This window comes from Enterococcus ureasiticus, from assembly GCF_001730285.1.
Lineage (GTDB): Bacteria > Bacillota > Bacilli > Lactobacillales > Enterococcaceae > Enterococcus_L > Enterococcus_L ureasiticus.
Genome location: NZ_MIJZ01000015.1, coordinates 344,720 through 369,642, shown reverse-complemented (window position 1 = coordinate 369,642; position 24,923 = coordinate 344,720). Strand labels below are relative to the sequence as shown.

The window sequence follows — 24,923 nt, the reverse complement described above, 5'->3', positions numbered from 1 at the left end:
TGAGTGTTTTCTCATTTCTTTGTTATCAAAATAAAATGATAGCCATAGTTATTTCTTTGTTTTCATCTTAGAAGAATACATCGTTGCACCCTTCCATGTTACACAAGCCAAAAGAGTCAAAACAGAGATACTCAAAGAAATTTTTTGAGCCAACGTTGTCTGGTAAGAAATAGAAACCCTGCCTTTTTTAGATAATTCAATATCAACTAATCCGTTTTGTTTATTTAATGAGGCCGGAATTATTTTTTCGTTGCCATCACTTACTATTTTAGCTTGATAACCATAATAATAGATAAATGGGACAGTAACAGTTGTTTTCTTTGTATCATTTGTGCGATAGTCAAAAGCCACCGAATCAAAGTTCATTTTAACGTTTGTTATTTCTATTTTAGAATCATCATAAACGACTTTTCGTTTTTTATTCTTTTTAATAGTAGAATAATCAACTTCTTTTGGTAAATATTCGTGCCCAGCACCGATATAATAGCTATTGGTTTGATCGTATGAGTGGTGCGATAATATACGTTTTCCTTCAGTATCAATACTTTCTTTTTCATACAACCCAACACCAATTAAAATAACCATTATCAAGATTATCTGACTACTTGGAAATTTTTTAAATAATCCAATATCATCATTTGCAATAAGAAATGCTAGCAACAACGTCACGATCGATAAAAAGCGCCAAGGAAACTGAATCGTATTAAGTGGCGTATTGTCAAAGAACTGCCAAGGAAAAAGATCCGTTGTCATAAACATAAATAGCAAAGCAAGAATGACCAACTCACGATTGGGTGAATTTCGCTTAAAAAGCATTACTGTGTAGATCACCAAACCAAATAACAGGATAACGCCTATATTCGCTGAAGAAGCATGAAATACGCTATTTTTAAAGCTGTTAGTTATTAGTTCACTCAAAGAGTAGCTTCTATCTGAAATCAACGTCAAAGGATTAGACGTTACTTGAAACGTAACATGACTCATCTGTTCAAAAACGGGCACTAAATAGAAAGCTAGCAGTAAAACAGTAACTCCTGCGGCCTTTAATATCGCAACAATGACCTCTTTCTTTAAGAAGCACTTCAGATTTAAAAGAATATACATCCCTATAAAAATGCTAACGATTTCCAATGAAATAAAATGAGCTAAACCAATTCCTGTCATAGCTACTGTTAACAATAACCATTTTTTCTCTTTCCCATTTTTCAATAGATATAAACTTGCTAGAACTAATGGAAAAAAGCCCATTGCCAACAGCTCTCCAATAGCCTGGCGATTAAAAAAGTCTTGCAACCGGTAAATTGATAAAGTATACAATAATGAAAATAAGTAGCTTTTAATTTTCGTTAATTCCATGTATCTTCCAGATACATAGGTTAAAACAAATGTAGCCAAGTTGATTCCAATAGAAAAAATGACAAAACTAGTTGCGAGTGAAAAGCCTACCATACGTATAATTGCTGGAAAATACAGATAAAAATCTGGATAAAATAAACTAGATGCATACCCATATCCTCCAATAAAAAAGTAGCTTACTTTCGGCAACAATATGCCATGCTGCAAAGATAAAGCCAAACCTTCGATCCGATTTTGATGAAAATGGTAATCGTCACCAATCATGATATGCCCATTTCGAAGATAAACAATATATAAAGATAAGACACTTAATATAAAAAAACTTAAAAAAATTAGAAAATGACTATGTTGTTTGACCCATGTTTTCATTGATCCACCTCTTCATAATGAAAATTAATTGTAAATTTCATTCTTAGTTTCTATGTTAGCGTGCTGAGGCTTTTCTTTCAAACATGAACCTTTTTAGTTTGAATTTATTTATCGATATTTAATGATTCTGTGTTAGTGGAAATTTCCACTTAATTTATTAGTTAAAAAAAAAGCCTTAAACAAAACTATGATTAGCTTTGTTTATGACTCTTCTACTTTTATTCTTTAACGCGCCAAACTGCTACGCATGTTGTATTTTTTCTTTAATAGGTAACGGGTACCTAAGGCGATCCCACCAATAATAATCACAATTACTGGATCTAAAACAGGATTGATAATCGGCGGTAACATTGAAGAACCTGCAAAGACAACTAGCCATAAAAGCATCGCTCCAACTAAGATCAAGCCAGTTTTGAACCAACCAGGACGTTTTGATTTATCCACACCTGGACGATCGTACTGATACACATATTTATACATTAAATAAAATACATAACCTCCAGCCATTGATGCTAGCACTAATGTCAATAAACCTAATGGCTGTGATTTTCCTTTAGACCACATCATCATAACCGAGAACATGATTGTCATTACACCAAATAATAACAATGTGTTATCCAACCACATCAAGGTTGGGGTTGACTCAGGCAGTTCTTCTGGCTTATTTAAAATAGACTCCGTACGTTCAGCCACTGTTCCGAAAAGCTGACGCGCAGTCTTCCCGCTTTTTTGACCTTCTACTAAATGAGGTAGAATTTCATGCAAAGCAAGTGTTTGTGCTTCTTCTGAAAGGTTAGCAGCAACTAATGATTTTTTTAAGTCAAAGATGTATTGTTCATTTCTCTTTGTCAATTTTTGTTCAAGTTCACGATTTTCTGAAACAATGTCTCGAAGTGTTTCTGATTCCATTTTTTGCGTCCTCCTCGCCCGTGGCCAACGGGGCAGTCTTTACCTAAAAAGTATTCTAACACATTTTTTAGGGAGAAAAACAGTTTTTAGCAATTTTTTTCCTATACATTGAAACGGAAAAGCATAACATCGCCATCTTGAACAATATATTCTTTTCCTTCTAAACGAACTTTGCCCGCTTCTTTGGCTGCTTGCATATTGCCATACGTATTCAAATCATCAAATGAAACCGTCTCTGCGCGAATAAATCCACGTTCAAAATCAGTATGAATGATTCCTGCTGCTTGAGGTGCTTTGATCCCCTTACGGAAAGTCCAGGCACGAACTTCTTGTTCTCCAGCAGTAAAGTATGTCGCTAGTCCCAATAAATCATACGCTGCACGAATCAATTGATCTAAGCCAGATTCTTCGATGCCTAGTGCTTCTAAAAAGTCAGCTTTATCTTCGTCATCTAATTCCGCAATTTCTTCTTCTGCACGTGCGCAAACAACAATTACCTCTGCTTGTTCATTTGCAGCAAAAGTACGAACTTGCTGAACATATGGATTGTTGTCAGAATCTGCTACTTCATCTTCTGAAACATTTGCTACATATAAAATAGGTTTTGCTGTTAATAAGAATAAGCTTTTAACAATTTTTTGCTCATCTTCAGTAAATTCGATCGTCCGAGCAGACAAACCTTCTTCTAGAACTGGTTTAAGCTTATCTAATACTGCAAGCTCTGCTACTGCATCTTTATCTTTTGTTTTAGCTATTTTTGCCACACGAGCATAGCGCTTCGTAATAGAGTCGAGATCTGCTAATACTAATTCTAAGTTGATCGTATCAATATCTGCTAACGGATCTACACGTCCTTCAACGTGAGTAATATTATCATCATCAAAACAACGTACCACATGACAAATAGCATCTACTTGGCGAATATGGCTTAAAAATTGATTCCCTAAACCTTCACCTTTGCTTGCGCCTTTTACAATTCCGGCGATATCTGTAAACTCAAAAGTAGTGGGGACTGTTTTTTTAGGTTTCACTAACTCTGTTAAACGCAGCAAGCGCTCATCTGGTACTTCAACCATACCCACATTAGGATCAATTGTTGCAAACGGATAATTCGCCGCCTCTGCTCCTGCTTTTGTAATTGCGTTAAAAAGGGTAGATTTCCCTACGTTAGGTAAACCTACGATTCCAGCTGTTAATGCCATTGATTATTCACTATCCTTTATCAGTTTTTTTTCCAAAATTTTCTTCATCTTTTTTTCAAAATCACGGCGTGTCATCATAACGATATGACCGCAGTTCGTACATTTTATTTTAATATCGGCACCCATTCGGATAATTTCCCAACGATTTGCCTGACAAGCATGGGGTTTTTTCATTTCTACAATATCACCAAGATCATACATAACAGACATATCCCTTCTAACAAATAGTCATCCATATTCATGAAATCAGACATAAACATACAAAGATACAATACCATTTTTTGGGCAATCAAGCAAAGCTATTTTATTAATTCACTTTTTTATACATTAAATAAGGACCAACAAAAATAAATAATATTATTTCTCGAAATAATAAAAATAAAATAATTTAAATAAAATTGTATTTACTCAATTTATGTTGGATAATATTGAAAATATTACTACCTATTTCCGAAGTTGTCACCAATAATGATATTGAAATGAGATGTATTAGTAGCCCAACGTTTATTCTGATATGACTCATCACATTATATCCTAACTACTATTCTTATACTTATATTTAAAGGAGTTCTACTATGAGAAAATTTGACTTACTAGAAAAATTGGAAGTTTATCAAATTGACATATTAATATATCTGAGCAATGTTGGCGGTACTACAACAAAAAAAGAGCTTTTACGGCATCTAGATATAGGCAACTATTTTTTATCAAAGCTACTCGAAGAATTGATGACCTCAGCAAAAAAATCAAATGACTGTTTTTCCATTGAAGTAAATAAACATACAATTATATTTCAAACCAAACCTGATTATTCTCTTCATACTTTGTACAATGAACTGATCATCCATGCACCAAAATATACCATTTTAGAAGAATTACTGCTTTGCGGAACCATTGATGTCACTCGCTTATGTGAAAAAATTGGCATCAGCCATTCCACATACTTCAGGAAAATCAACGAATTGAACATTTTATTAAATGAATTTGATTTGACAATCCAAAATGGTTCTCTACTTGGTTCTGAATTGCAAATTCGTTTTTTTTATGTATCTCTTTACAGCGTCACAGACCCTAAACACCAATTAAAAGCTCCGAATGTCGATCCTAGAATTTACGAAACAGCCAATCATATTCAGCAGCTATTAGGCAGCCCAATGTCAGTCTTAGCTCGAAAAAAACTTATCATCTATTTAAGTCTATTAAAAAGGCGAAATGCACAAAAAACTATACCGGACTTCAGTGAACTGGAACCTTTTTTCAATAACAAATCAGATATTTGTAGTCAAAAGAGATTCGTAAATGCACTTAAAAATTCTCGCTTATTCAAAAAAATCAATGAAACGCTTGGATCATTTTTAGTTTATTACTCTTTTAAAATGCCTCCTGATGAAATTATTTTATTGCTTCTCTTCATGCTCGGCGAAGATATCATTCCTGCTAATTCACATTGCTTAAAAGAACTTGATTTAATTGAAAGATACAGTAGATTTTTTATACAAACTCTGAATAACGAATTTTTTGATTTTATGAAAACCTGCTATCCAAACACTTGCTTAAACAATTATCACCGATCAACCCTTCAATATTATCTAAATTCTATTAGCTACCGCCATTTGATATTTAAAGGACATATTGATTCTTATTGGGAACTAAATTATACAGAACAGGAAAAGACGATACACTCTGAGTCGATTCAACATTTTGTTAATTACTTAAAAGAAAAATACCCAGTAATTTTTGTAGATCCCACCCATGACACTGTTCTTATCACAAAATACGCTCATGCCCTAAGTTTTTATGAAGAGTGTGTCAAAATTAAAATTTCTGTTGGAATATTTATTGAAGGTGATTTACTATGCAAAAAAAAATTTACAGACCAGTGGATCAAATATGTTGGATTAAACACTTTTGCAGAAGCAGGACCCTTTGCTCCAAACCAATTTTATGATCTGGTTATTAGTAATGTAGATTGTTCTTACTTAAAAAAAAGAGGAAAGTATTTTTTCTTTTTGACCAACTACAATGAAAAAAAGGACTTCTCAGATCTTGATCAGTTACTGTATAAGATTTATTCGTCTTGACAACGCTCCCTGAAAGACCTGCTATATAAGAGTAGGTCTTGCTTCTACCAACTAAAATTTTTGTGTTAGATAAATTCAAGTTTTTCTACCAGCTGACGTTCTTCTGTGAAAAATGAATTTGTGTAACAATCCAGCGTCATTTTTGTTGATGAATGTCCTAATAATGAACTTATTGTTGCAATATTTCCGCCAGCCTCTAGACAGCGAGTGGCAAAAGTATGTCTTAACGAATGGAAAGAAAATTTTTCCAACCCAATCTTTTTACGAATTATTTGAAAACGATACGCTATCGTGCGAGGTTCTAAAGCCTTTTGTTTGTTTGAAATAACGTAATCACTAGTTGATACTTTTTGAAGTTCAAGCAAATTTTTCTTTAAAGACTTAGTAATTGGAATTTTTCGTTGAGAGTTATCGCTTTTAGGTGTGACTTCCACAATCTCTGTTTTTCTTCCAGCTTTGTCTTGCGACTGAATTCTAAGTACTGTTCTATTAACACCCAATGTGTTGTTTTCAAAATCAATATCTTCCCATTTTAGTCCACAAATTTCTCCAATTCGAAGTCCGGTCTGTAAAGCGAGCATAATAGAAAAAAATTTCTGATTTGTATTGATTTCTTTGACTAACTTTGCTTGGTCTTTAATGGATAAAGCCCGCACTGTTTTTCTTCTTGTTTTCGGAAGTTCCAATCCCATACATGGATTTTCTACAAGTAAGTTTAAAGATATTGCCTTGCCCAAACAATTTTTTAATACTGAAAAAATTGACCTGATAGAACTTGCTTTCAACGTTTGATCCATCTCTTTTAGTAAATAATCAATATCTGATTGCTTCAGTTTTTGCAGCTTAACTGAACCAATTCTTGATAATACATGGACTTCCATTTTATTTTTATAGCTAGCGTAAGTACTACTTTTTACTTTCGGACGAACAAATGTCTTCAACCAGTAATTTGTCCAGTCTAGTAACTTTCCTTCATAAGGTAATAGATTTTTACTATTGCTTGTCTGTTTTTCATATTTCATCAAGATAAGTTGGTGCTTGACCTCCGAGTATTTATAGCCATAGATATAACCATAATGAATTTTCCCATTTTGTTGTCTACCTTTTATGTATCGGCCTTCCCAGCGACCATCTTTTCTTTTATAGATGTTTTCTCCTCTTCTTGCCATAATTAAGATCCTTTCTAAAATTTAATTTTAAAAAATGCAATCACTACAACTCTTTAATTATTTTTATGTTATTTTTATCAAACATTAAATCATTTATTTAAAATCAATCTATTTAATTTCAATTTTCATATACTTCTACACAAGACTTTACAATACGTTCAGTTTTCTTAACCAAGTATGCATTATAATTTTTTTCGATTCATTTCAAAAATTTTCCTAAAAAAGAAAAAATTTGGAAGTAGAATGCTAAATTTATTTGTTATACAAATAATATTTGTATAATATTCGAAGAAAAAGAAAGAGGCCTATACATCTGAAACTGTTCTAGTTTCTTGTACACCACCCCTTTTTTCTCCAAATCAACCTGTTAACCATCATGCTTCATTTACCAGAGTATTGTTACTTAACCTCAAAGAACTACTTAAAAAATCTTTTAAGGCGGCATATCCTTCTAGTTTTACCAGCATTTCTTGTGAACAATATACCCAGTAATTAAAAATTGTCGGACCAACAGAAACTTTTTCTACAAGTTCCATAAACTGACCCAAATCTTCAATCAGCTCTCGACAACTTAGTTTATCCGCAATGATAATTTCTTCTTTTCCTTCCAACTCCAACAACATCCATAAATAATCAATAAATTCTACTTTCGCTTTTAAAGTTAAAAATTGTTTTTTTGGTACCATTCGTTTTTTATTCAATTCTTCATTTTTTGTAAAACACGTTAAAACGTCCATCTCAATTTTGGACATACAGTCTTTTAAAGCATTTTTTTTATTTAGCCCTTGATTTGCTTTAATTATCTTTTTTTTTGGTGACCAATCCGATACCCAATTCTTTACTTTTAAAGTTACTGAATGTTGTTTGGATCGATCAAAACTATACTTACGTACTCGATCTTTTTTTTCGCTTACGATCTTTTTCGTTATGTAACTTGTACTTTCAAGATTTGGTTTCGTTTTCTTCACTACTTGTTCTTTGTTTTCAGAATAGCCTTGATTATCTTTCACGTTATACTCTACTTGACTCATTTGTGCTTTAATTGTTTGACTTACTTTAGTAAGCTCCGTTTTTAGCAACTCGCCTGAATCTAAAACGATTGATTCACTTTTCGTGAGCCGATCTTCTAAGCCCTCTATTTTTTTAGTTAGCTGGCTGAACTTTTCTAAAACGCCAGAGATTTCTTCTTCTTTTCTCTTATATTCAAGTTCTTTTTCCTCCTTGAGTATGCTGTCATGAGTTTCGATGAGTTCTTTGGCAAATTCTTTTAATCCTCGCAGATGCTTTACTTGCGCTTCCTCATAAAAACCTATAGTAAACGTCAATACGATATATGCAGTTGATGTAAAAACATTGATTTTTTTTATGAGTAATTCATCATTTTTTTCAGTCCAAGTTTTATATATTTTTTTTGAAATCTGCTCAAGTTCCATCAAAGAGTGAACATCTTTTTTAAAGATCAATTTACAGGATAGATAAGCTTCATGCGGCGTAACTAAGTGATTGTTAAAAAGTTCCACTCCTAAAAGTCTTCGATTAACTTTTCGATGGAGAATATATTTTTTTATTATTTTCTTTCCCTGCTTTTGGGTATTTTGTTCAACTACGTTCATATCCTCCAACTCCTAAAATCTCTGCACCTAAATTTATTCAGGCAGATATGATGACCCTACTTTTTATGCGTTAAAACTCTATCTTTTTAATCGTTTAGAATTTGCAGGACGTTTTTTCCTACCATCATCAACCTTGTTTGCTTTTGGTTTTTTCTTTCGTTGCGAATTTTTATTATTTCGGTCACGCTTTTTCTTCTTGTAAGATAAGGCTTCTTCATAGCGTTTCTCTTTTCGCTTTCTTAAAATCAGCAACAGCAATAAGAGTAACAGTAATAAAACGAATGTGATCACACAAATAATGGTGTAAAACATTATCTTACCTTTCTCTGAATCAATTGCAGTGTTCTCTATTTTTTTGTTTTCAGATTTTGTGATTTCCAGCTCTTTATCCCATTTCCATTCTTGATTAGTTGCTTTAGATTTAGCCGTTAGATCGATTTGGTATTTCCCAGCCTTAAATCCTTGTTTCTCACCATCGATTACGAAAATGAAACTTGAATTAGGTGCCATTCGATAGCCCGTTACCTTCGTCTGAGCAAAAATTTTATCTGAGTTTTTTTTATATACATCTGCTTTAAAATCAATATCTTCTAAGTTCACTGCTTGATCATTTTGAATAGTTGCTTTTATAATATTTTTATTTGACTCTTTTGAAAAAACGACGTCTAATAAATTTAATTTTGCTACAACTGGTGTATCTGTTTCGGTTAGTTTAACCGCTACGATATATGTTTTTTTAGCTTGTTTTTCTTTATTGTTTGAATCAGAAGTTTCAATATTTTTTTCTGATGAAACAACTTTGATACCACCTAAAATCATTCCATCAAATTGTTTTTCAGGCATATCTAAACGGACCGTTGTTGTGATCGTTTTTTTAGCTGGAATCGTCAGTTTTGCCTCAGTAGTCGCAATGTCCTTAAAAGAAATGCCTAGGCTTTTGTCTCTTGGAACGGATTTTGATCGATCAGAATAATCTATATCTCCCGCATCATTTGTTGTAGCATCGTTGATTTCTAGAGTGACTTGTTCTTCTTTATCAGAACTATTGGTCAACTCCATCTGTACGTCCTGTTTTTGACCTGGCTTCATTCTAAGATCATAATATGTTGCTTGTGAATTATGTTGATTTTTTGGTAAAATCGGCTTTACCGAAACCGCCAGCCCAACTTGAGCTTTCGTAATCATAAATATTAGCGATAAAAGAAAAACTCCTATCATTACAACAATCAAGCGAAGTATTTTTCGTTTATTAATCATGGAATTTTAAGCTCCCTGCATCGTAAAATCATATGTACAGATTTGAAAAAAGAAAAAAACATAACAGGTGTGACAATCAAATGAACAGTAAGGACAAAATATTACTTTCTCCTAATATTTCAATTGAGTTTCTTTTTAGTGTACCGATACGCCTCTTTCTTATATCATTGATAATTCTGCTGTTTTAGCGATAATCTTTTTTACATTATTTTTACCTAAGTAGATATTTAAATGCTTTATGTAGTGGTGGACGGGAAAAGCTGACAATTCCCAATCCTTTTGCTTTTTCAAACAAAATCGTGTTACTTCTCTAAAAATTCAAGAGAAAAACAATTTTAGTCGTCCACGATTGACTCCTCGTTTATCACAATCTGTTCAAGTAAGTAGTTTTCTCCCTGTATAAGATCAAAATAAGCCGCTTTATTCAGTATACTATCATAATCCATCTTCATAATCCGGACATGTGGCGGACGAAACCAAGATTTTTTCTTTATTTTTACTCTAGACTCAATTAACTTACACTCATCTAAAACCAAGTAAATTTCATTCGTAGAAACAGAATCTTTGAAACTTCTTACCTGTTCTCTTTCATAGGTCAATTGATTATCCGAAATCGTCATTTTTTCCGATTTTGTAATTAATTCTTTATTCATCATCCAAGACTGCTCTAAAAATTTGGCTTTTTGCAGTAGTTGAGAATATTCTCGTAAATCCACCTTTAATATGTGATCCCAATTTTCATTCTCATCACTATTTGATTGACTTAATTCTTTCATCGCCCTAGAAAGATTCTGCCGCTCCATCTGATCGATTACGACTTCCAATTTCTTATTTGCAAGTCGCATTCTTTCTTTTGCATATCGTTCTCTACTGACAGCTTCTTCCATTTTAATCAAATAGTTCGTGTTATCATCATCCTCACTGTATTCTACAACCTCTGCATCTTGTGCAGGACTAGAATTAGATGCTTTAAGAGGTTTTATAAACATAGCTACCAGTCTTTCAATTTCGCAGACAAACGATTCTAGCACATCATCATAGTCATTAAATAGCTGCTGATCTAATGACTGCAATAAATTGACCATGAAAGGAAATCCAGTCTCTCGATAAGCAATAGGTACAAAATCAATAAAGTAAACAATACGATTATCTTCTTTTTCTTTAGAACCGCCGATCCAAGCAATTTGAGGAAAGGTATGAATCAGCTCATCCAACAACGCAGACCAGTCAAGATCTACAAAATCTAAAGTAATTTCTACATGTTTAAAAAAAGAAATTATGGTATGAAATTCTTCAAAGTATTCTTCTACTTCTTTTTGAGGATAGGGGATTCTTTTATTTTTCTTTTGAAAAATCTCTTCGCAAATATAATAGATATCCCGTAACATATCATCATCAAACAGACGCTCACCTACTGCTGGGGAAGCGGCTTGATAAATGTCAACCATAATATTTTGATAAACCACTTCTTAATCCCCTTCCCTTAATCTAGTGATTGATCAGCTAATCGGCTGGATTTGTTTAACAAATCCTCCATCAACACACTCGTTTCACTTTGCAAACGAAGAATTCGCGTATGATAATTTGCTGCTTCCTGATTAATCATTTTCAACTCAATCGAGGCTTCTGACACGGCTTTTTTAGTTTCATGTCTTGCCGCTTCTACTGTTCGATCAGCTTCAATAGTTGCACGTTCAATGATTTGTTGCGCTTTTTCTTTTGCTTCCATCAAAACTTCTGCAATTTGATTTTTCATCTGATCTTGTTGACGAAGTTGTTTTTCAGTCTCAACACTTCTATTGCGCTCTTCTAACAATTGTTCGTCTAATTGGACTCTCAACTCTTCAGATTGCCTTACTTGTTCTTCAAGCGAAAGAATTCTTTCTTTAGACTTAGATGAAGTTGTCAGACGCATTGTTAATTGATCGATTTCTTGCTGTTTATTTTCGACTTCAGCTTTCAAACGCTCAGCCATTGTTTTTTGACGTTGCATTTCTTTTTGAAATTGTTGATTTTCGTTGTTTAAATGTTCAATTACAGCTGCTTGTTCTTCTTGTACTTCTTGCTCTTGTTTTCTCATAGTATTTTCCAAACGCTCTCTCTTAGTTGAAGTTTCAGGACGACTCTTTTTAGGAGGCTCATACGATTCTTCTTCATATTCATCATCATCGTCGTCATATTCATCGTACTCGTCGTATTCGTCATACTCATCATAGTATTCTTCGTACTCATCATCATTCTTTTTTTTTTTGCCTTTTTTATTAAATATCGCCAATTCTCCCGCTTCCCTTCTTACGTATCCTATTTTAAGTTAAACACTACCTACCAGTAGCTCTCTTATTTTTTCATCATTTTGTTCATCTAGTTCGACAAACTCCTGATTCAAGTAGTAGCCTATCCCTTTTTTATTTAAAATGAATGGTTCAAAAATCGATGTTTTTTCCATTATTTTTTGTTTGATACGATTAATCAAATTGCTCAACAAAGCCTGTTTATTTTTTTGTTTAGCATTCGTCCAAATCGCTTCACATAGTGCCTGACTTGAAAAAACTCTTTGATCAGATTCAATAAAATGTTCTAATACCTGATGTTCCTTTTTAGTCAATGGAATCAGCCAGCTATCAATAATCAATGTCCGATCCTTTAATTGGAAAGAATACTGTTTTTTCACCTTAATTAAAGTTGACGATGATGATGTCATTCGTGAAGCCTCTCCATTATTCATAGAAGAATCCACTGCTCTTTCTTGACTATTTTTACCTTTACGGTTGGCACTCTCTTCAAAAATAGCCGCTAATTTGCTTGCTAGATCCGTGACAGATATTGGATAACGAACAAAACTCACATTAGCATCATTCAGGTACTTAGATTTGTTAGCCTGTTCTGATTCAAATGTTAAAACAACAATTGGTTTGTTCAATAATGCCAAGTTATCTAGGAATGACTCTTTTAGCCCGCTATACATAGATTGTTGATAAATAATAAGATCAAAATTTTGCAGAAAATAGAACTCTTTATCTTTTGGTTGAGTTAATATATCTTTTGAAACCATTATTTCATAATCCATATTCAACAAACTATTTTGCAATAACCCGTTTGCACTTAGTGTGTCAGTCAATATAATAATTTTTTTCCTCATAAAAAGAAAATCCTCCTTTTAAATTTTATATATAGTAAATTCCAACCATTTATTATTTGATAAAAATTCCCTAGACAGATAAATGTGATTCATAATTTTAAATACTGTACTACATAAAACTGTAACTATTAGATAATAGGAATTTCCTATTCTTATATAAAATAAGAAAAAACAACTTTTAAAGTTTGGTATACAAACATTTCTATTCTCTCTTTGACGGTTATACGACGGTCTATTTTTAAAAAAACGAAGAAAACATCATGAAAATAATGATTTTATAAAAATAAATGAATCTACATTGTTTTATAAATTTAAAAAGAATAATAATAGCGATTCTTTTTATTCGTTTTCATTCAGTCTCACTTAAAATACAATTACACTGGATCATTTTCTTTTCAGACTTTTAATATAAGTTTACTTTTTTTAAGGAATTTGAAAAAAGGAAAGGAAAATTACAGTGATTGACAACTATTTATTGTTCTAGTCACAACTTTAATCAGTTTATTCATTTAACTAACACTCTATTTTTTCTATGATTATTTATTGTATTGCGTATATTAATATTGAGAGGAACTATTTTTCTCCAACTACACCAGCAAATACTGTTAGTCTAAAATAATATATTTGACGGTTCATTTGACGGCGTAAGAAAATAAGTAAAAATACTACGCGCTACTATTTTTTATGAACTTCAGAAATATAGGAGTAGCCTACCTTAATTTTTATAGAATAATATAGCTACTTATCAATGTTTTATCGATAAATGATGATTTTGTCTTCTTTATAAGCTATAATATACATAAATTAAATATATTGTTATTTTTTATTCCTCATTGACATGTCCAAATTCTTTATTGTATACTCGTGGTATAGGATAATTAACCAAGGTATCTATTTAACAACATTCATGTGGTTTAATTTAAACAATTATAGATTTTTCTTATTTTATATAAAAACAAGAAAAAATATGTTATTTTTGAATATAATCATTTTTATAGATATCTAAACGGTACGAATATATAAATTAATAAAAAACAACAACATGACTGCTTTTTAACTTAGTACACGCTGTGTTTATTCTCATACAAAAAAGCGTAAAGCAAAACTATTTTTAGTTTCGCTTTACGCTTTTTTTTATCTATTTATCTAGTTAATCAAGCTTCGTCAAAATGAATTTCTAAAATATCTAAAATTCTAGCTAAATCAGACTGTGAAAGGTACTCTATCTCAATTTTCCCCTTGCCTTCTTTTTCTTGAATTGCAACAGTCGTGCCGAATTTATCCATTAAGCGATCTTCGCTTTCACGAATGTAATAAGGTTTATCTTTGGTATTTTTCTTTTCTTTTTTAGGTGTTTTTTTGCCTTGGTTCTCATTTAAGTCGTTGACGATTTGTTCTAGCTGACGAACCGTTAAGTTTTCTTCTACTACTCGTTTTGCCAATGTTAAAATCAAGTCTTTGTCCTTTAAGCCAAGTAATGTTCTAGCTTGACCCATTGATAAGGTTTCGCCTTGAACCATCTCTTTGACTTGCGTTGGCAATGTTAATAGACGTAAGTAGTTTGCAATATATGGACGACTTTTTCCTAGACGTTCTGCGACTTCTACTTGTGTTAATTTCAAATTTTTCATCAGCATATCGTACGCTTCTGCTTCTTCTAGCGGATTTAAATCTTCGCGCTGCAAGTTTTCTAAAACAGCGACTTGCATCATGGCTTCTTCATCGAATTCGCGAACGATTGCTGGAATCGTTTCTTTATCTGCTAATTTCGATGCGCGAAAACGTCTTTCACCAGCAATGATTTCGTAACCTTTAACGGCTGATTTTCTAACAATGATCGGTTGAAAAACACCTGATTGCTGAATTGAGTTTGCCAATTCCTGAAGGGATGCTTCATCAAATGTTTTTCTTGGCTGATAAGGATTCGGACGAAGTTCATTTAAAGGAATTTCAAGTACCTCTTCTTTTTGAACATCTACATCTTCCAAACTAGCAAAATCTTGAAACAATGCATCAATACCTCTACCTAAACCTTTTCCTTTACTCATTATCCAACACTTCCTTTGCTAGTGCTTGGTACACTTCGGCACCACGTGAACGGGGATCATAATCAATAATCGACAAACCATGGCTTGGTGCTTCAGACAGACGGACATTTCTAGGAATAATTGTATCGTACACTTTTTCACGGAAGTATTTGCGAACTTCCTCCACAACTTCAGCGCCTAAATTTGTTCGTGCATCGTACATCGTAAGCAATACACCTTCAATACGTAAATCTGGATTAAAATGTTTTTGAACGAGACGAATCGTGTTTAGCAACTGGCTCAATCCTTCTAATGCATAGTATTCACATTGTACCGGAATCAAAATCGAATCACTCGCTGTAAAAGCATTAATCGTCAAATGTCCTAAAGACGGCGGACAATCAATCAAAACAAAGTCATAGATATCATTTATTTCCTCTATGGCAGCTTTTAAACGAGATTCTCTAGCCATCATTGACGTCAATTCAATTTCAGCTCCAGCAAGCTGGATCGTTGCGGGAACGATATCTAAATTTTCACGAGAGGTTTGTTGAATCACATTTTTGATTGGTTCTTCATTCACTAATACATCATAAACATCCGTTGCAACATCGGGTTTACGTACACCGATACCACTAGTTGCATTTCCTTGAGCATCAATATCGATCAGCAACACTTTCTTGCCATAGTAAGCAAGGCAAGCACCTAGATTCACAGTGGTCGTTGTCTTACCAACGCCGCCTTTTTGATTCGCTACAGAAATTATTCGTGCCATTTGTGTCCCTCCATCTTATTTGATTGGTTGTTTATTTGGTAAACCTGGTTTTCTTGGGTATTTTTTGGGTGTTTCTTTTTTCTTTTGGATCACAACGATATGTCGCTCATCTTCGGTGATTGGTAATTCAAATGATACTTCTTTTTGAAATTTACCACCTAAAATAGCAATGGCAGGCTTGGCTTCAATAATTTCTTCTTCACTTTTAGCCGCTTTTAAGGCTAAGAAAAAACCATCCTTTTTGACTAACGGTAGGCACAGTTCACTTAATACATTTAAACGAGCAACTGCACGAGCTGTTACATAATCAAAAGCGCCACGGAATTCCTCCTTTTGACCAAACGTCTCTGCACGGTCATGGTACAAAGAGACCTCTTCTAACTTCAACTCATTTACTAATTCAGTTAAAAATGTGATTCTTTTATTTAATGAATCAACAATCGTTACTTGTAACGTTGGAAAAACAATTTTCAACGGAATGCTAGGAAATCCTGCTCCAGCCCCTACATCACAAATTGATTTATTTGTTGAAAAATCTTCAAAGAACGCTAGCGAAATCGAATCGTAGAAATGTTTTAAATAAACGTCTTTTTCTTCTGTAATCGCTGTTAGATTCATTTTTTCATTCCACTCAACGAGTAATTCAAAATAACGAGCAAATTGTTCCATTTGATGATCCGATAAATGGATCTCTTTTTGGCTTAATAGTTGTTTAAATTCTTCTGGTATCATATGTTTCCTTCCTTGCGTGAAACAGAAAAATGTTTCACAGTTGTCTTTTCTTACTTTAACGCAAATAGCAATTTCTTGCAATGTTTTTAGCGAGATTTATGGCAGTTGTAATGAAATGTTTCTTTCTATTTATATAGGGCTATATACGGCAAAAAATCCTCTTCTGGTTTCAGATACAAACAAAAAGAACATCTTAAACTAACTACTTTATTTTTACTCATAAATTATCGACTCTTTGAGTGTAGAAATATTTTAACGCCTCTAAATAAATAATACTCTTAAATATGTATCTATCGAAAATGTTGAGACTTTGAAAAATAACATTGTTTCAAAGGAAATTGAGCAAATGTTTCACGTGTAACAATGGGCTTCCAAAATAAAATAAGGACCCAAACTTCAAAATGAGTTACGGATCCTTATTCTCTTTACCTTATTAATCTACTTAACACAGCGAAATGCTTGATCTTTTGCCAAGTAAAATGGTCGTAAATACCCCACTGTATTAGACAAGGGAATGACATCTTCGCTTAAATCGATAGCCAATATTTCTTTGAGATAACTTTTTCTTGTGCTTATTCGTTGCCATAATTCTGGATAATCCTCTCTGATTTGTTTTTGTAAATTTTCATCAGCCAGTGCAACACATTCTTCTGCGCTCACTCCAGTGTAGCCTGCCACAGATGGAATAATATCAATTTGTAAAATCATTCCGCTCTTCAATCTTTCCTTAGATCCAGCATAAATCGGAGATGACATCCATTCTTCGTCTGATACTAAATGACCAGGATTCAAGTGCCAATGATAATCCGCTTGAGGAAAAACAGTTTCGATCATTTGATAGAGCTCATTCCCTGGCATTCCAATTTTTATCGTTTCCAACCAAGTAGTAACTGCTTGATAGTAAGGCTTAGCCACCCGCTCTAAATAATCTTGCTGATTTTCTGGAAGTTGGGACGCGTTTTCTATCACAAAACCAGTTCTGCTAGACAAACCACCTTTAAATGCAGTTGTTAAAGATAATGGATCACCTAATTTTACTTGTTTATGTGTTGGGTAAACATTCCCATATTCAAAACGCTGACCTGTTGCGGCAATCGTCACCACCGTATTGGTTTGTCCTTCAGCAGTCAGTTCATTGCCTAATTCAGCTTCTGTCACGCCGACTTGAACTGCATCCATCGCATTTAAAATACAACTGGAAGATAGATTTGCTCCATATTCATAGTGCGCGATCTCATTTGCATTATTGGTTGTACGAGCGCCTTTATCCCCTCGAATAAATAAATGTGCCGCATTTTTTAGCTCCGCTTGTTCGTTTTTGCTTGTCAAAAGTGCTTGAATAATAAAATACGGAAGATCAAAATAAGCATCATTCTCTGATTCAGCTGTCGTAAACATCTTCCAGCCAACAACACCAATCTTACTCTTTTCAGATAAACCGATATTTTCAAAAATCACTTCCAGCCTTGCTTCGTTATCCATCGGCTGGTTTGGTAAAGAAAATAATGGCGAGTGGATCAATCGGTTTTCGATCCGGGCGACCTTTGCCATTTTCAAGTTTTCATTTCCAAGAATCAACGTGCATTCACCTGTAACCTCTAAAACAAGTAGTCCTTCTTCAAAACGGGGAATAAAACCCGTTAAATATTCAAAATTACCACCATGCTCTCTATCTGCATAGATTACTAGTGTGTCAAAACCTTCTGATTTCATATTGTCTAATACTTTTTGCTTTCTCTCATCCATCGTTTCATCTGTTAAAAAAGTTGGAGCTACATCGTTAAAAATCATTGGCTTAGAAACTTTTGTTAATTGGATTTCTGGCTTTTTCATTTCATCGATTTCCTTTCAAGTATGTTATTTTTACACTTTAAAACTCATTCAGACGCTTTCTTTGCTCTCCATCAGCAGTAAAATTGGAGTCAGACAACCATGATTCCATCCGTGCCTTTTGTTTTGGCCATTCACTTTCAAGGATAGAAAACCAGGCAGTATCCCGGTTGCGTTCTTTGTAAACTACAGCGTTACGAAAAACCCCTTCAAAAACAAAACCTAACCGCAGTGCTGCATTTTTAGAAGGCTCATTTAACACATCACACTTCCATTCATAGCGTCGATAGCCTAACTCATCTAGCGCATAACAAGCTAAAAGATATTGTGCTTCCGTGGCTATTCGCGTTTTTTTCAGCTGATCAGAATAAATCACAAAACCAACTTCAATTGTTCCATGTTCGGGATTTATCCGCATCAAAGCTACTGTTCCTAATGCTTTTCCACTTGTTTTATCAATAATGGCGTAGTGAAATGGATCTTTTGAGTGGCTCATTTCTGTGAGATACTCTGAGAATTCTATTTTATTTTTAAATGGCACTAAAGGTATATATGTCCAATTTTTAGGATTACTTTGCGGTCCGTATACTTGATATAGATCTTCTAAATGTTTGTTTGGGTCTACTTTTTCTAATCGGCAGTTGGTTCCTTCTAGTGTTGATTTTTTTGGATATGCTCTTGTAGACCAGTTAGTTACTGGATAGCCGATTGGTTGGTTGTATGAATTGTATTGTTGACCTTTTTTCACTTCGCTTCCCCCATTTACTATCTTTAGTGTATCAAAAAAAGGCAGCTAATTATACATATAGCATTCATGCATTTTCATTAAAATAATTAGTATTTCAAAAAGAGTGTATCAAATTTTCTAAAAAGAGTGATTTGAGTAAAATTTTTGAGGATTTCTGTAATAAAAATATGATATGATTAGAATTGATAAAAATAAACAAAAAAAATGACAAACACACTATATATTTACATTTTGAATCTTAAACTCAAGGGAGATGAGCCATTGAAGATTGCATTGTGTGATAACAACCAGAGAGAAATGGGAAAAATTGAAAAATCTATAACTCTACACACTTCTCAAAAATACGAATTTGATTTTTTTAGTAACGGAGAAAAATTAGTACGGCACCTAAAGGAAATAGATGTACATTACGCTATATACTTCATTTCTATTGAACTAAATGAAATGGATGGTATCGCATTAGCTCGAAAAATACGGGCCTTTGATTTAGAAGCATTGATTATTTTTGTATCTGACAATGTTCAGCGGATGCCTGAAGTATTCAAAGTCCAAGCGTTCGATTATTTGGTTAAGCCGATTTCTGATGACTGTTTACTAGAAATAATGGACCGAGCAAAAAATTATTTTACTGCTATTCATGCGTACTTCGAGTTTTCTTTTAACCGAAAACTTATTGTGCTTACAATGGATGAAATCGTCTATGTCGCTAAAAGTGGACGCATCGCCTATATCCACACAACAGGAAAAGTTTACAAAACATATCTAACAATGGCTGAAATTTTAGATAAGTTGGATAACGATTTATTTACTAGAATACATGGTAGTTATGTGGTGAACGTAAATTATATTGTTAAGATCATTAAAAATGAAGTATTTGTTAAGCATTTTGAACACGACATACAACAAGAGAGGCTGACTTCTTTGCCTATGAGCAGAACTTTTAAAGATGAAGCAAAAAAACAAATACAGCGATTCTAAAATAAGGAGATCATGGTTAAAGTTTAATTTTATATTCCATCCTTAATAAAATATAAACAAAAAAATCTGTTTTATCTTACAGATTTTTTTATTTTTCAAACTTATAGATAACTATAAAAATCTCACTAAGACAAAAAACACTCTAAATGGCAAGCATAAAACCTATTTTTATTGTTATTTTTTACTTAAAAATTGCAACTTATTACATTAAGTATTTCTATACCTCTTTTTTATGGTAACGTTTATATAAGTAGCGGGCATTAATAAAGCTTACTAAAAAAACAATTGGAGGAATGAAAAATGGCAGGCGATAGAATTAAATTATCCCCACAAGAACTAAGAACTTCTGCAACGAAATATACGGATGGTTCAAACCAAGTAAACGATATTTTACAGAAGTTACAATCTGAACAAGATACAATCCAAGGCAACTGGGAAGGTAGCGGTTTTGATAGCTTTAACGATCAATTCACTGCTTTAAAACCAAAAGTATCTGAGTTTGCTGAATTATTAGAGCAAATCAACAAACAATTGAACGAAGTTGCAAACATTGTAGAAGAAACAGACCAAAATATCTCTTCAGCAATCGGAAGAGGTCTATAAGAAACACATATCTGAGGAATAGAGAGGGCACTTGCTCCTCACTGTTCCTCTTTTTTTAGGAGAATGATAAATGAACAGTAAAAAACTATATTATATGTTGAAGTCTGTTTGGATGGTTGTAATATTACTTATTATGTTGATATTTATGAACCGAGATTTTACCGATATCTCTGCAAATAAAGCAAAAGAAGAACAAGATATGCGGTTAAATATTGCATTAGTAAATGAAGATAACGGGATCAATAAAAATAACATAGACTATAACCTAGGCTCAGATTACGTAAAGAAAATTGAAAAAGATGCAACATACAACTGGTTTACAGTGAGTAGAGGGATTGCTGAAAATGGTTTAAAAAATGGCACTTATAATTTACTTGTTACAATCCCAAGCAATTTTTCAAGCAAACTTTTAGAGCTAGATAGTGAAGCACCAGAAAAAGTGCAAGTCAATTATAAAATCAATGCCAATGGGAATGCTACCTTAGAAAATGAATCTAGAAGTGTTGGTCGGAGAATCGTCAATGATTTGAACCAGCAGCTGGTGGATTTATATGTGGTCAGTATCGTTGATAATTTATATACTGCACAACAAAATATTGAAAAAGTTTATACTAACCAGACAGATTCAGTTGGTAAATTTCAAGATATTCTTTATCAGCCAACGATTAACTTTAAAGATTATTTACCAGGTATCACCTCACAATCTCAAAGCGCTTTGCAAGCAAATGACCTACTGACAAACACTTTGGTCGATTTTATAAAAAATCCAGAGTCACTTGTCAGCAGTCACCAAGACTTTTCTACATTACTGGAACAGTTATTAAAACAACGTGCCGATGGCAAACTATCGTATGAGGAATTTGTAAAAATCTTAACGTCGATGGATGACAGTGTGCTAAGTTCAGAGACAAGTAAATTGTACAGCACACTTGAAAGTTTAAACCAGTCATTGCAGGATGATTTTATCGCCTCAGATGACGGTAACGGTCGTTATATCGAGCAAATGAATGCCTTAAATGAACAATTGGTTGCTTCTAAAGCTGATGTTGAAAAACAGATTGATGAATTAGAAGGAATTGAAGATAAGTATTTTGATACTTATAGTAAAGAATTTTTCAAACAATTTAGAGTAACCAATCCAGATGAAGTTACGTTTAAAGATGTCCTTACAAAAATGGATTATGACTCTGGGCAACTCTCAACTGTCTCAACTTTTAACAAAAACTATTTAGACAACATGCAAAAACGTTTAGATAGCCTGCCTTTCAAACAAGATACTCGGGATATCAACGAATTTAATGAACTCTTTATGTATGACTATTCTCCATATATAAAAAATCCAGCCATAGATAAAATCAGAACTAGTATGTATAAAAGTGGCGGGATACTTGAATATATAGAGGAAATCAATCAACAAATTCGTGATACAAATGAAAAGTATCCTGAAAACACACCAATAGATGAACTGGTGTGGAAAGTGGATAGTGAAACACTGAGAGATAGTATCTACCATAAAGATTTAAGAACTGCTTATGACAGGCTAGTGAATCGAAGAAACTTTGCACATGCTGCCTCTAAATCCTTTACTATTGAAACAACAAATTATAAAGATATTGGATCTATTACATTTGGAGAATTTCCAACCGGAATCGAGAGCGTTACTTATGGTTATCAAGGGATTATAGTTGAACCTGAAACTCCTATCCAAATCGAACGTAATAGCAAAATTACTTTTAATTATACTTTCACATCAGATTTTGATGAAACACAACCTGTTCCTGAATTCAGTATTACTGCAAAAGTTGTAGTTCCTTCTGTTGTTGGAGAAAGTGCTCCTATTACAAAAACAACACCTTCATTCAAAGTTACACCGAAAATAGAAGAAGCAACAACAGAAGAAACAAAAACTTCTGATACTGAAGAAGGTCAAACGACCGACACACAAATTGAAACAAATTCCCAAGTGGAAGAAGCACCACAGGTTGAAAACTATAATACTCGAGCTAGTAATGGAGAATACATCGCCACATGGACACAAAAAGCTGATGTTTCAGCCTTTCTATCAGAAAGTTACCTAGAAGCAAACCGACAATATGCTGAACAATTAGGTAGAAATATCGAATTATATCAAACAGTCAACGCAGAACTAAAAAACTTCAACAAATACCCATTCGATGTCTTCAACAACCTACTAGACATGAACATGACAGAAATGTTCAAACAAGTTCTTAACGGAACGTTTACTACAGGTCATTACAAAGATCAACATGAAAAACTTGTAGCTTTACGCCGACAAGCAGACGATATCGATCGTCAATCGGAACGAATCGGGGAAAAACTGCAAGATATCCAAGGCAACACAATGAGCCTGAATGAAAACGTCAAATCCCACTTAGCACAAATTGCTGATTGGCAAAAAACGATGACCGAAGCGACAACTTCTGAAACAAAAGTTGCTTCAGACAATACTGCCACAGATACAGAAATATCAGCGATCGATTCTATGCTAAAAACAATCAAACAGCAAGCAGAAATGCTGAAAGACGCATCTGATATGAATGTCAAAGAAGCGGAAAGCGTTAAATCTGTCTTCACATCGTTTGATAAAGACGTACAGACCGCACAAAAAAATGGTGAAGACCTATCGGCTAACGCAGATATCATCATGGACAATCTAAACAAAGAACTCGCTAACAACAATGATTTCGTCTCAGCATTTATCAAAGTATTGAACAATGCACACAAAGACGGCGTACCAAATAATACACTGCTACAATTTATCGCAAATCCTGTCAACGGAAAATCAGAAGCCACGATCAAAACAACGGAAGTCAATGAACCATTCACTTGGATCTTGATCATGTATACCTTAAGTTTGTTTGTCGCTTACCTGTTTGCAACACAGCCCGTTGCCAGAAAAGTCAAAAACAAATTTAAAAAAGAAAAACTATGGCTAAAAGACAACATGCTAGAAACATTGCTGCTCAGCTTAAGTGCTATCGGCATTGGTTTGATCTTAAGTATGCTAAGTATCAGTGAATTAAGTATCGTCAAAGAATCCCAAATCGTTTGGGGCATGATGGTCGTATTGTTCATGCTGATCTTCTCATTATTAAATCACTATGCCATGAAACAATTCCATATCGCAGGTTTTGCTCTGAGTCTCTTCCTATTTATCAGTTATGTCTTTGTCACCAATGCAATCGGTAAAACCAAAGGAAACAATCCGATGGTCGACCTTATTCGCTCGATCAATCCACTATCGATCGGGGAAAATAACTTAGCAGATATTCTAGCAAATAATGCCTTAAATATTGTTCAGATCATTCTTTATCTATTAGCAATTGCAGCCTTGATCGTATTCAATATTTTCATCTGGAAACCCAAACGGAAAGCGAAGGAAGTGATGTCGAAATGAAAAAGCTACTATTCTTAAGTTTACTAGGAATCAGTATCCTTTCCTTTTCTGACGTAACCAACGCTGAAGAAACGTTACTTGATAACAACTTAGAATTACAAACAGATCGTTTAAATAAAGAGCAAGTGGACGATGGAAAAACCAAAAGCTTTGTGGCAGAAGACCGCTTATTCGAAACTGAAATGATCAAAAAAACGACCGATGCAAAAGCATTGGAAGAAAAACAAAAACAAGAAGACATGTCTAAGCTCTTCCTAACAAAAGGAGCAAAAGTAAAAGAATTAGACCCTACTCAGCTATTTACAGCAAGTGAAAATAACAAAGCAGCAGTAAAAAGAGAAGAAACTGAATCAACGGTTTCTTCTCCTCCTGCGTTATTTCCATTAATTTTAGGCTTAGCGTTGGTGACCGTTGTCACCTTACTTTTGTATCACAACAGAAAAAGAGGACAGAATCATGGCAGATAATACAGAACATATCAACGTAACGTTGTTGTATCAAAAAAATAAAGAAAAAATGGTCGATTTAAGAATTCCAAATAACATTACTGTTTTTAGATTTATTCGAGAATTGAACCAAATTTTTGGCAAAGAAAAAGATGTAAAAAAATACCAAATCAAAGTTTTGAATAAGGGACTTCTTTTAGATGAAGAACAAAAACTAAAAGATTTTCCGATTACTGACGGAGATATAATTGAAGTGTTGGGGGAGTAAATG

The 24,923-nt window shown here is 33.5% G+C and carries 21 protein-coding genes; 6 read left to right on the top strand and 15 right to left on the bottom strand.

What is annotated here, in order from left to right; translation table 11 throughout:
• Positions 1 to 48: 48 nt before the first annotated feature.
• The 4 genes from BCR21_RS14265 to BCR21_RS14250 form a co-directional block, all read right to left on the bottom strand.
• Positions 49 to 1,725: a glycosyltransferase family protein gene (locus BCR21_RS14265; protein WP_069647125.1), complete on the bottom strand. Its 1,677-nt coding sequence runs from the start codon at positions 1,723 to 1,725 to the stop codon at positions 49 to 51.
• Positions 1,726 to 1,950: 225 nt separating this feature from the next.
• Positions 1,951 to 2,634: a DUF1129 domain-containing protein gene (locus tag BCR21_RS14260; RefSeq protein ID WP_069647124.1), complete on the bottom strand. Its 684-nt coding sequence runs from the start codon at positions 2,632 to 2,634 to the stop codon at positions 1,951 to 1,953.
• A gap of 101 nt (positions 2,635 to 2,735) precedes the next feature.
• On the bottom strand, positions 2,736 to 3,836 hold the full coding sequence (ychF, locus tag BCR21_RS14255) for a redox-regulated ATPase YchF (RefSeq protein WP_069647123.1): 1,101 nt from the start codon (positions 3,834 to 3,836) through the stop codon (positions 2,736 to 2,738).
• A 3-nt stretch (positions 3,837 to 3,839) separates the two neighbouring features.
• Positions 3,840 to 4,037, bottom strand: a complete 198-nt coding sequence (locus BCR21_RS14250; RefSeq protein ID WP_025870734.1) for a DUF951 domain-containing protein — start codon at positions 4,035 to 4,037, stop codon at positions 3,840 to 3,842.
• Between the two features lie 374 nt (positions 4,038 to 4,411).
• Between BCR21_RS14250 and BCR21_RS14245 the strand changes: the two genes are divergently transcribed.
• A complete protein-coding gene (locus BCR21_RS14245; RefSeq protein WP_069647122.1) occupies positions 4,412 to 5,917 on the top strand; it encodes an AcpB/EbpR/MafR family transcriptional regulator in 1,506 nt (501 codons plus the stop codon).
• Between the two features lie 65 nt (positions 5,918 to 5,982).
• Here BCR21_RS14245 and BCR21_RS14240 read toward each other — a convergent pair whose 3' ends face one another.
• The 11 genes from BCR21_RS14240 to BCR21_RS14190 all read right to left on the bottom strand — a co-directional run bounded on the left by BCR21_RS14240 (position 5,983) and on the right by BCR21_RS14190 (position 19,207).
• Entirely contained in the window at positions 5,983 to 7,086 is a 1,104-nt protein-coding gene (locus tag BCR21_RS14240; protein WP_069647121.1) for a tyrosine-type recombinase/integrase, read from the bottom strand.
• 374 nt (positions 7,087 to 7,460) lie between these two features.
• On the bottom strand, positions 7,461 to 8,699 hold the full coding sequence (locus tag BCR21_RS14235) for a hypothetical protein (RefSeq protein WP_069647120.1): 1,239 nt from the start codon (positions 8,697 to 8,699) through the stop codon (positions 7,461 to 7,463).
• A gap of 78 nt (positions 8,700 to 8,777) precedes the next feature.
• On the bottom strand, positions 8,778 to 9,956 hold the full coding sequence (locus BCR21_RS14230) for a WxLIP family cell surface protein (protein ID WP_069647119.1): 1,179 nt from the start codon (positions 9,954 to 9,956) through the stop codon (positions 8,778 to 8,780).
• A gap of 335 nt (positions 9,957 to 10,291) precedes the next feature.
• Complete coding sequence (locus tag BCR21_RS14225) at positions 10,292 to 11,422, bottom strand: CCDC34 family protein (RefSeq protein WP_069647118.1); 1,131 nt, start codon at positions 11,420 to 11,422, stop codon at positions 10,292 to 10,294.
• Positions 11,423 to 11,439: 17 nt separating this feature from the next.
• Positions 11,440 to 12,231, bottom strand: a complete 792-nt coding sequence (locus BCR21_RS14220; protein WP_069647117.1) for a coiled-coil domain-containing protein — start codon at positions 12,229 to 12,231, stop codon at positions 11,440 to 11,442.
• Positions 12,232 to 12,267: 36 nt separating this feature from the next.
• Positions 12,268 to 13,095 carry a helix-turn-helix domain-containing protein gene (locus BCR21_RS14215; RefSeq protein ID WP_069647116.1) on the bottom strand — a complete coding sequence of 276 codons (828 nt, stop codon included), beginning with the start codon at positions 13,093 to 13,095 and terminating at the stop codon, positions 12,268 to 12,270.
• Positions 13,096 to 14,249: 1,154 nt separating this feature from the next.
• On the bottom strand, positions 14,250 to 15,143 hold the full coding sequence (locus BCR21_RS14210; protein ID WP_069647115.1) for a ParB/RepB/Spo0J family partition protein: 894 nt from the start codon (positions 15,141 to 15,143) through the stop codon (positions 14,250 to 14,252).
• Complete coding sequence (locus tag BCR21_RS14205; protein WP_010766686.1) at positions 15,136 to 15,897, bottom strand: ParA family protein; 762 nt, start codon at positions 15,895 to 15,897, stop codon at positions 15,136 to 15,138. The genes BCR21_RS14210 and BCR21_RS14205 overlap by 8 nt, the downstream gene beginning before the upstream one ends.
• Before the next feature lie 15 nt (positions 15,898 to 15,912).
• Positions 15,913 to 16,629 carry a 16S rRNA (guanine(527)-N(7))-methyltransferase RsmG gene (gene rsmG / locus BCR21_RS14200; protein ID WP_069647114.1) on the bottom strand — a complete coding sequence of 239 codons (717 nt, stop codon included), beginning with the start codon at positions 16,627 to 16,629 and terminating at the stop codon, positions 15,913 to 15,915.
• Positions 16,630 to 17,067: 438 nt separating this feature from the next.
• Positions 17,068 to 18,462 (bottom strand): M24 family metallopeptidase, encoded by a 1,395-nt coding sequence (locus BCR21_RS14195; RefSeq protein WP_069647113.1) that lies wholly within the window; start codon positions 18,460 to 18,462, stop codon positions 17,068 to 17,070.
• 37 nt (positions 18,463 to 18,499) lie between these two features.
• Positions 18,500 to 19,207, bottom strand: coding sequence for a GNAT family N-acetyltransferase (locus tag BCR21_RS14190; RefSeq protein WP_069647112.1), 708 nt, complete (start codon positions 19,205 to 19,207; stop codon positions 18,500 to 18,502).
• Between the two features lie 261 nt (positions 19,208 to 19,468).
• Here BCR21_RS14190 and BCR21_RS14185 point away from each other — a divergent pair, with 261 nt between their 5' ends.
• The 5 genes from BCR21_RS14185 to BCR21_RS14165 all read left to right on the top strand — a co-directional run bounded on the left by BCR21_RS14185 (position 19,469) and on the right by BCR21_RS14165 (position 24,920).
• On the top strand, positions 19,469 to 20,185 hold the full coding sequence (locus BCR21_RS14185; protein ID WP_167351793.1) for a LytR/AlgR family response regulator transcription factor: 717 nt from the start codon (positions 19,469 to 19,471) through the stop codon (positions 20,183 to 20,185).
• Between the two features lie 300 nt (positions 20,186 to 20,485).
• Complete coding sequence (locus BCR21_RS14180; protein ID WP_010766560.1) at positions 20,486 to 20,788, top strand: WXG100 family type VII secretion target; 303 nt, start codon at positions 20,486 to 20,488, stop codon at positions 20,786 to 20,788.
• Between the two features lie 70 nt (positions 20,789 to 20,858).
• Positions 20,859 to 24,206, top strand: coding sequence for a type VII secretion protein EsaA (esaA, locus tag BCR21_RS14175; RefSeq protein ID WP_069647110.1), 3,348 nt, complete (start codon positions 20,859 to 20,861; stop codon positions 24,204 to 24,206).
• A complete protein-coding gene (locus BCR21_RS14170; protein WP_069647109.1) occupies positions 24,203 to 24,673 on the top strand; it encodes a hypothetical protein in 471 nt (156 codons plus the stop codon). Before esaA ends, BCR21_RS14170 begins: the two co-directional genes overlap by 4 nt.
• The gene (locus tag BCR21_RS14165) at positions 24,663 to 24,920 is read left to right on the top strand and encodes an EsaB/YukD family protein (protein WP_069647108.1); all 258 of its coding nucleotides are present in this window, start codon (positions 24,663 to 24,665) and stop codon (positions 24,918 to 24,920) included. The genes BCR21_RS14170 and BCR21_RS14165 overlap by 11 nt, the downstream gene beginning before the upstream one ends.
• Positions 24,921 to 24,923 lie beyond the last annotated feature (3 nt).

Bases quoted from the DNA above. Each gene is read 5' to 3' on its own strand.
- BCR21_RS14240 (WP_069647121.1), bottom strand. From the start codon at position 7,086: ATGGCAAGAAGAGGAGAAAACATCTATAAAAGAAAAGATGGTCGCTGG.
- BCR21_RS14165 (WP_069647108.1), top strand. From the start codon at position 24,663: ATGGCAGATAATACAGAACATATCAACGTAACGTTGTTGTATCAAAAA.
- BCR21_RS14235 (WP_069647120.1), bottom strand. From the start codon at position 8,699: ATGAACGTAGTTGAACAAAATACCCAAAAGCAGGGAAAGAAAATAATA.
- BCR21_RS14170 (WP_069647109.1), top strand. From the start codon at position 24,203: ATGAAAAAGCTACTATTCTTAAGTTTACTAGGAATCAGTATCCTTTCC.
- rsmG (WP_069647114.1), bottom strand. From the start codon at position 16,629: ATGATACCAGAAGAATTTAAACAACTATTAAGCCAAAAAGAGATCCAT.
- BCR21_RS14210 (WP_069647115.1), bottom strand. From the start codon at position 15,143: ATGAGTAAAGGAAAAGGTTTAGGTAGAGGTATTGATGCATTGTTTCAA.
- BCR21_RS14195 (WP_069647113.1), bottom strand. From the start codon at position 18,462: ATGAAAAAGCCAGAAATCCAATTAACAAAAGTTTCTAAGCCAATGATT.
- BCR21_RS14205 (WP_010766686.1), bottom strand. From the start codon at position 15,897: ATGGCACGAATAATTTCTGTAGCGAATCAAAAAGGCGGCGTTGGTAAG.
- BCR21_RS14230 (WP_069647119.1), bottom strand. From the start codon at position 9,956: ATGATTAATAAACGAAAAATACTTCGCTTGATTGTTGTAATGATAGGA.
- BCR21_RS14260 (WP_069647124.1), bottom strand. From the start codon at position 2,634: ATGGAATCAGAAACACTTCGAGACATTGTTTCAGAAAATCGTGAACTT.
- esaA (WP_069647110.1), top strand. From the start codon at position 20,859: ATGAACAGTAAAAAACTATATTATATGTTGAAGTCTGTTTGGATGGTT.
- ychF (WP_069647123.1), bottom strand. From the start codon at position 3,836: ATGGCATTAACAGCTGGAATCGTAGGTTTACCTAACGTAGGGAAATCT.
- BCR21_RS14245 (WP_069647122.1), top strand. From the start codon at position 4,412: ATGAGAAAATTTGACTTACTAGAAAAATTGGAAGTTTATCAAATTGAC.
- BCR21_RS14180 (WP_010766560.1), top strand. From the start codon at position 20,486: ATGGCAGGCGATAGAATTAAATTATCCCCACAAGAACTAAGAACTTCT.
- BCR21_RS14250 (WP_025870734.1), bottom strand. From the start codon at position 4,037: ATGTATGATCTTGGTGATATTGTAGAAATGAAAAAACCCCATGCTTGT.
- BCR21_RS14215 (WP_069647116.1), bottom strand. From the start codon at position 13,095: ATGAGGAAAAAAATTATTATATTGACTGACACACTAAGTGCAAACGGG.
- BCR21_RS14265 (WP_069647125.1), bottom strand. From the start codon at position 1,725: ATGAAAACATGGGTCAAACAACATAGTCATTTTCTAATTTTTTTAAGT.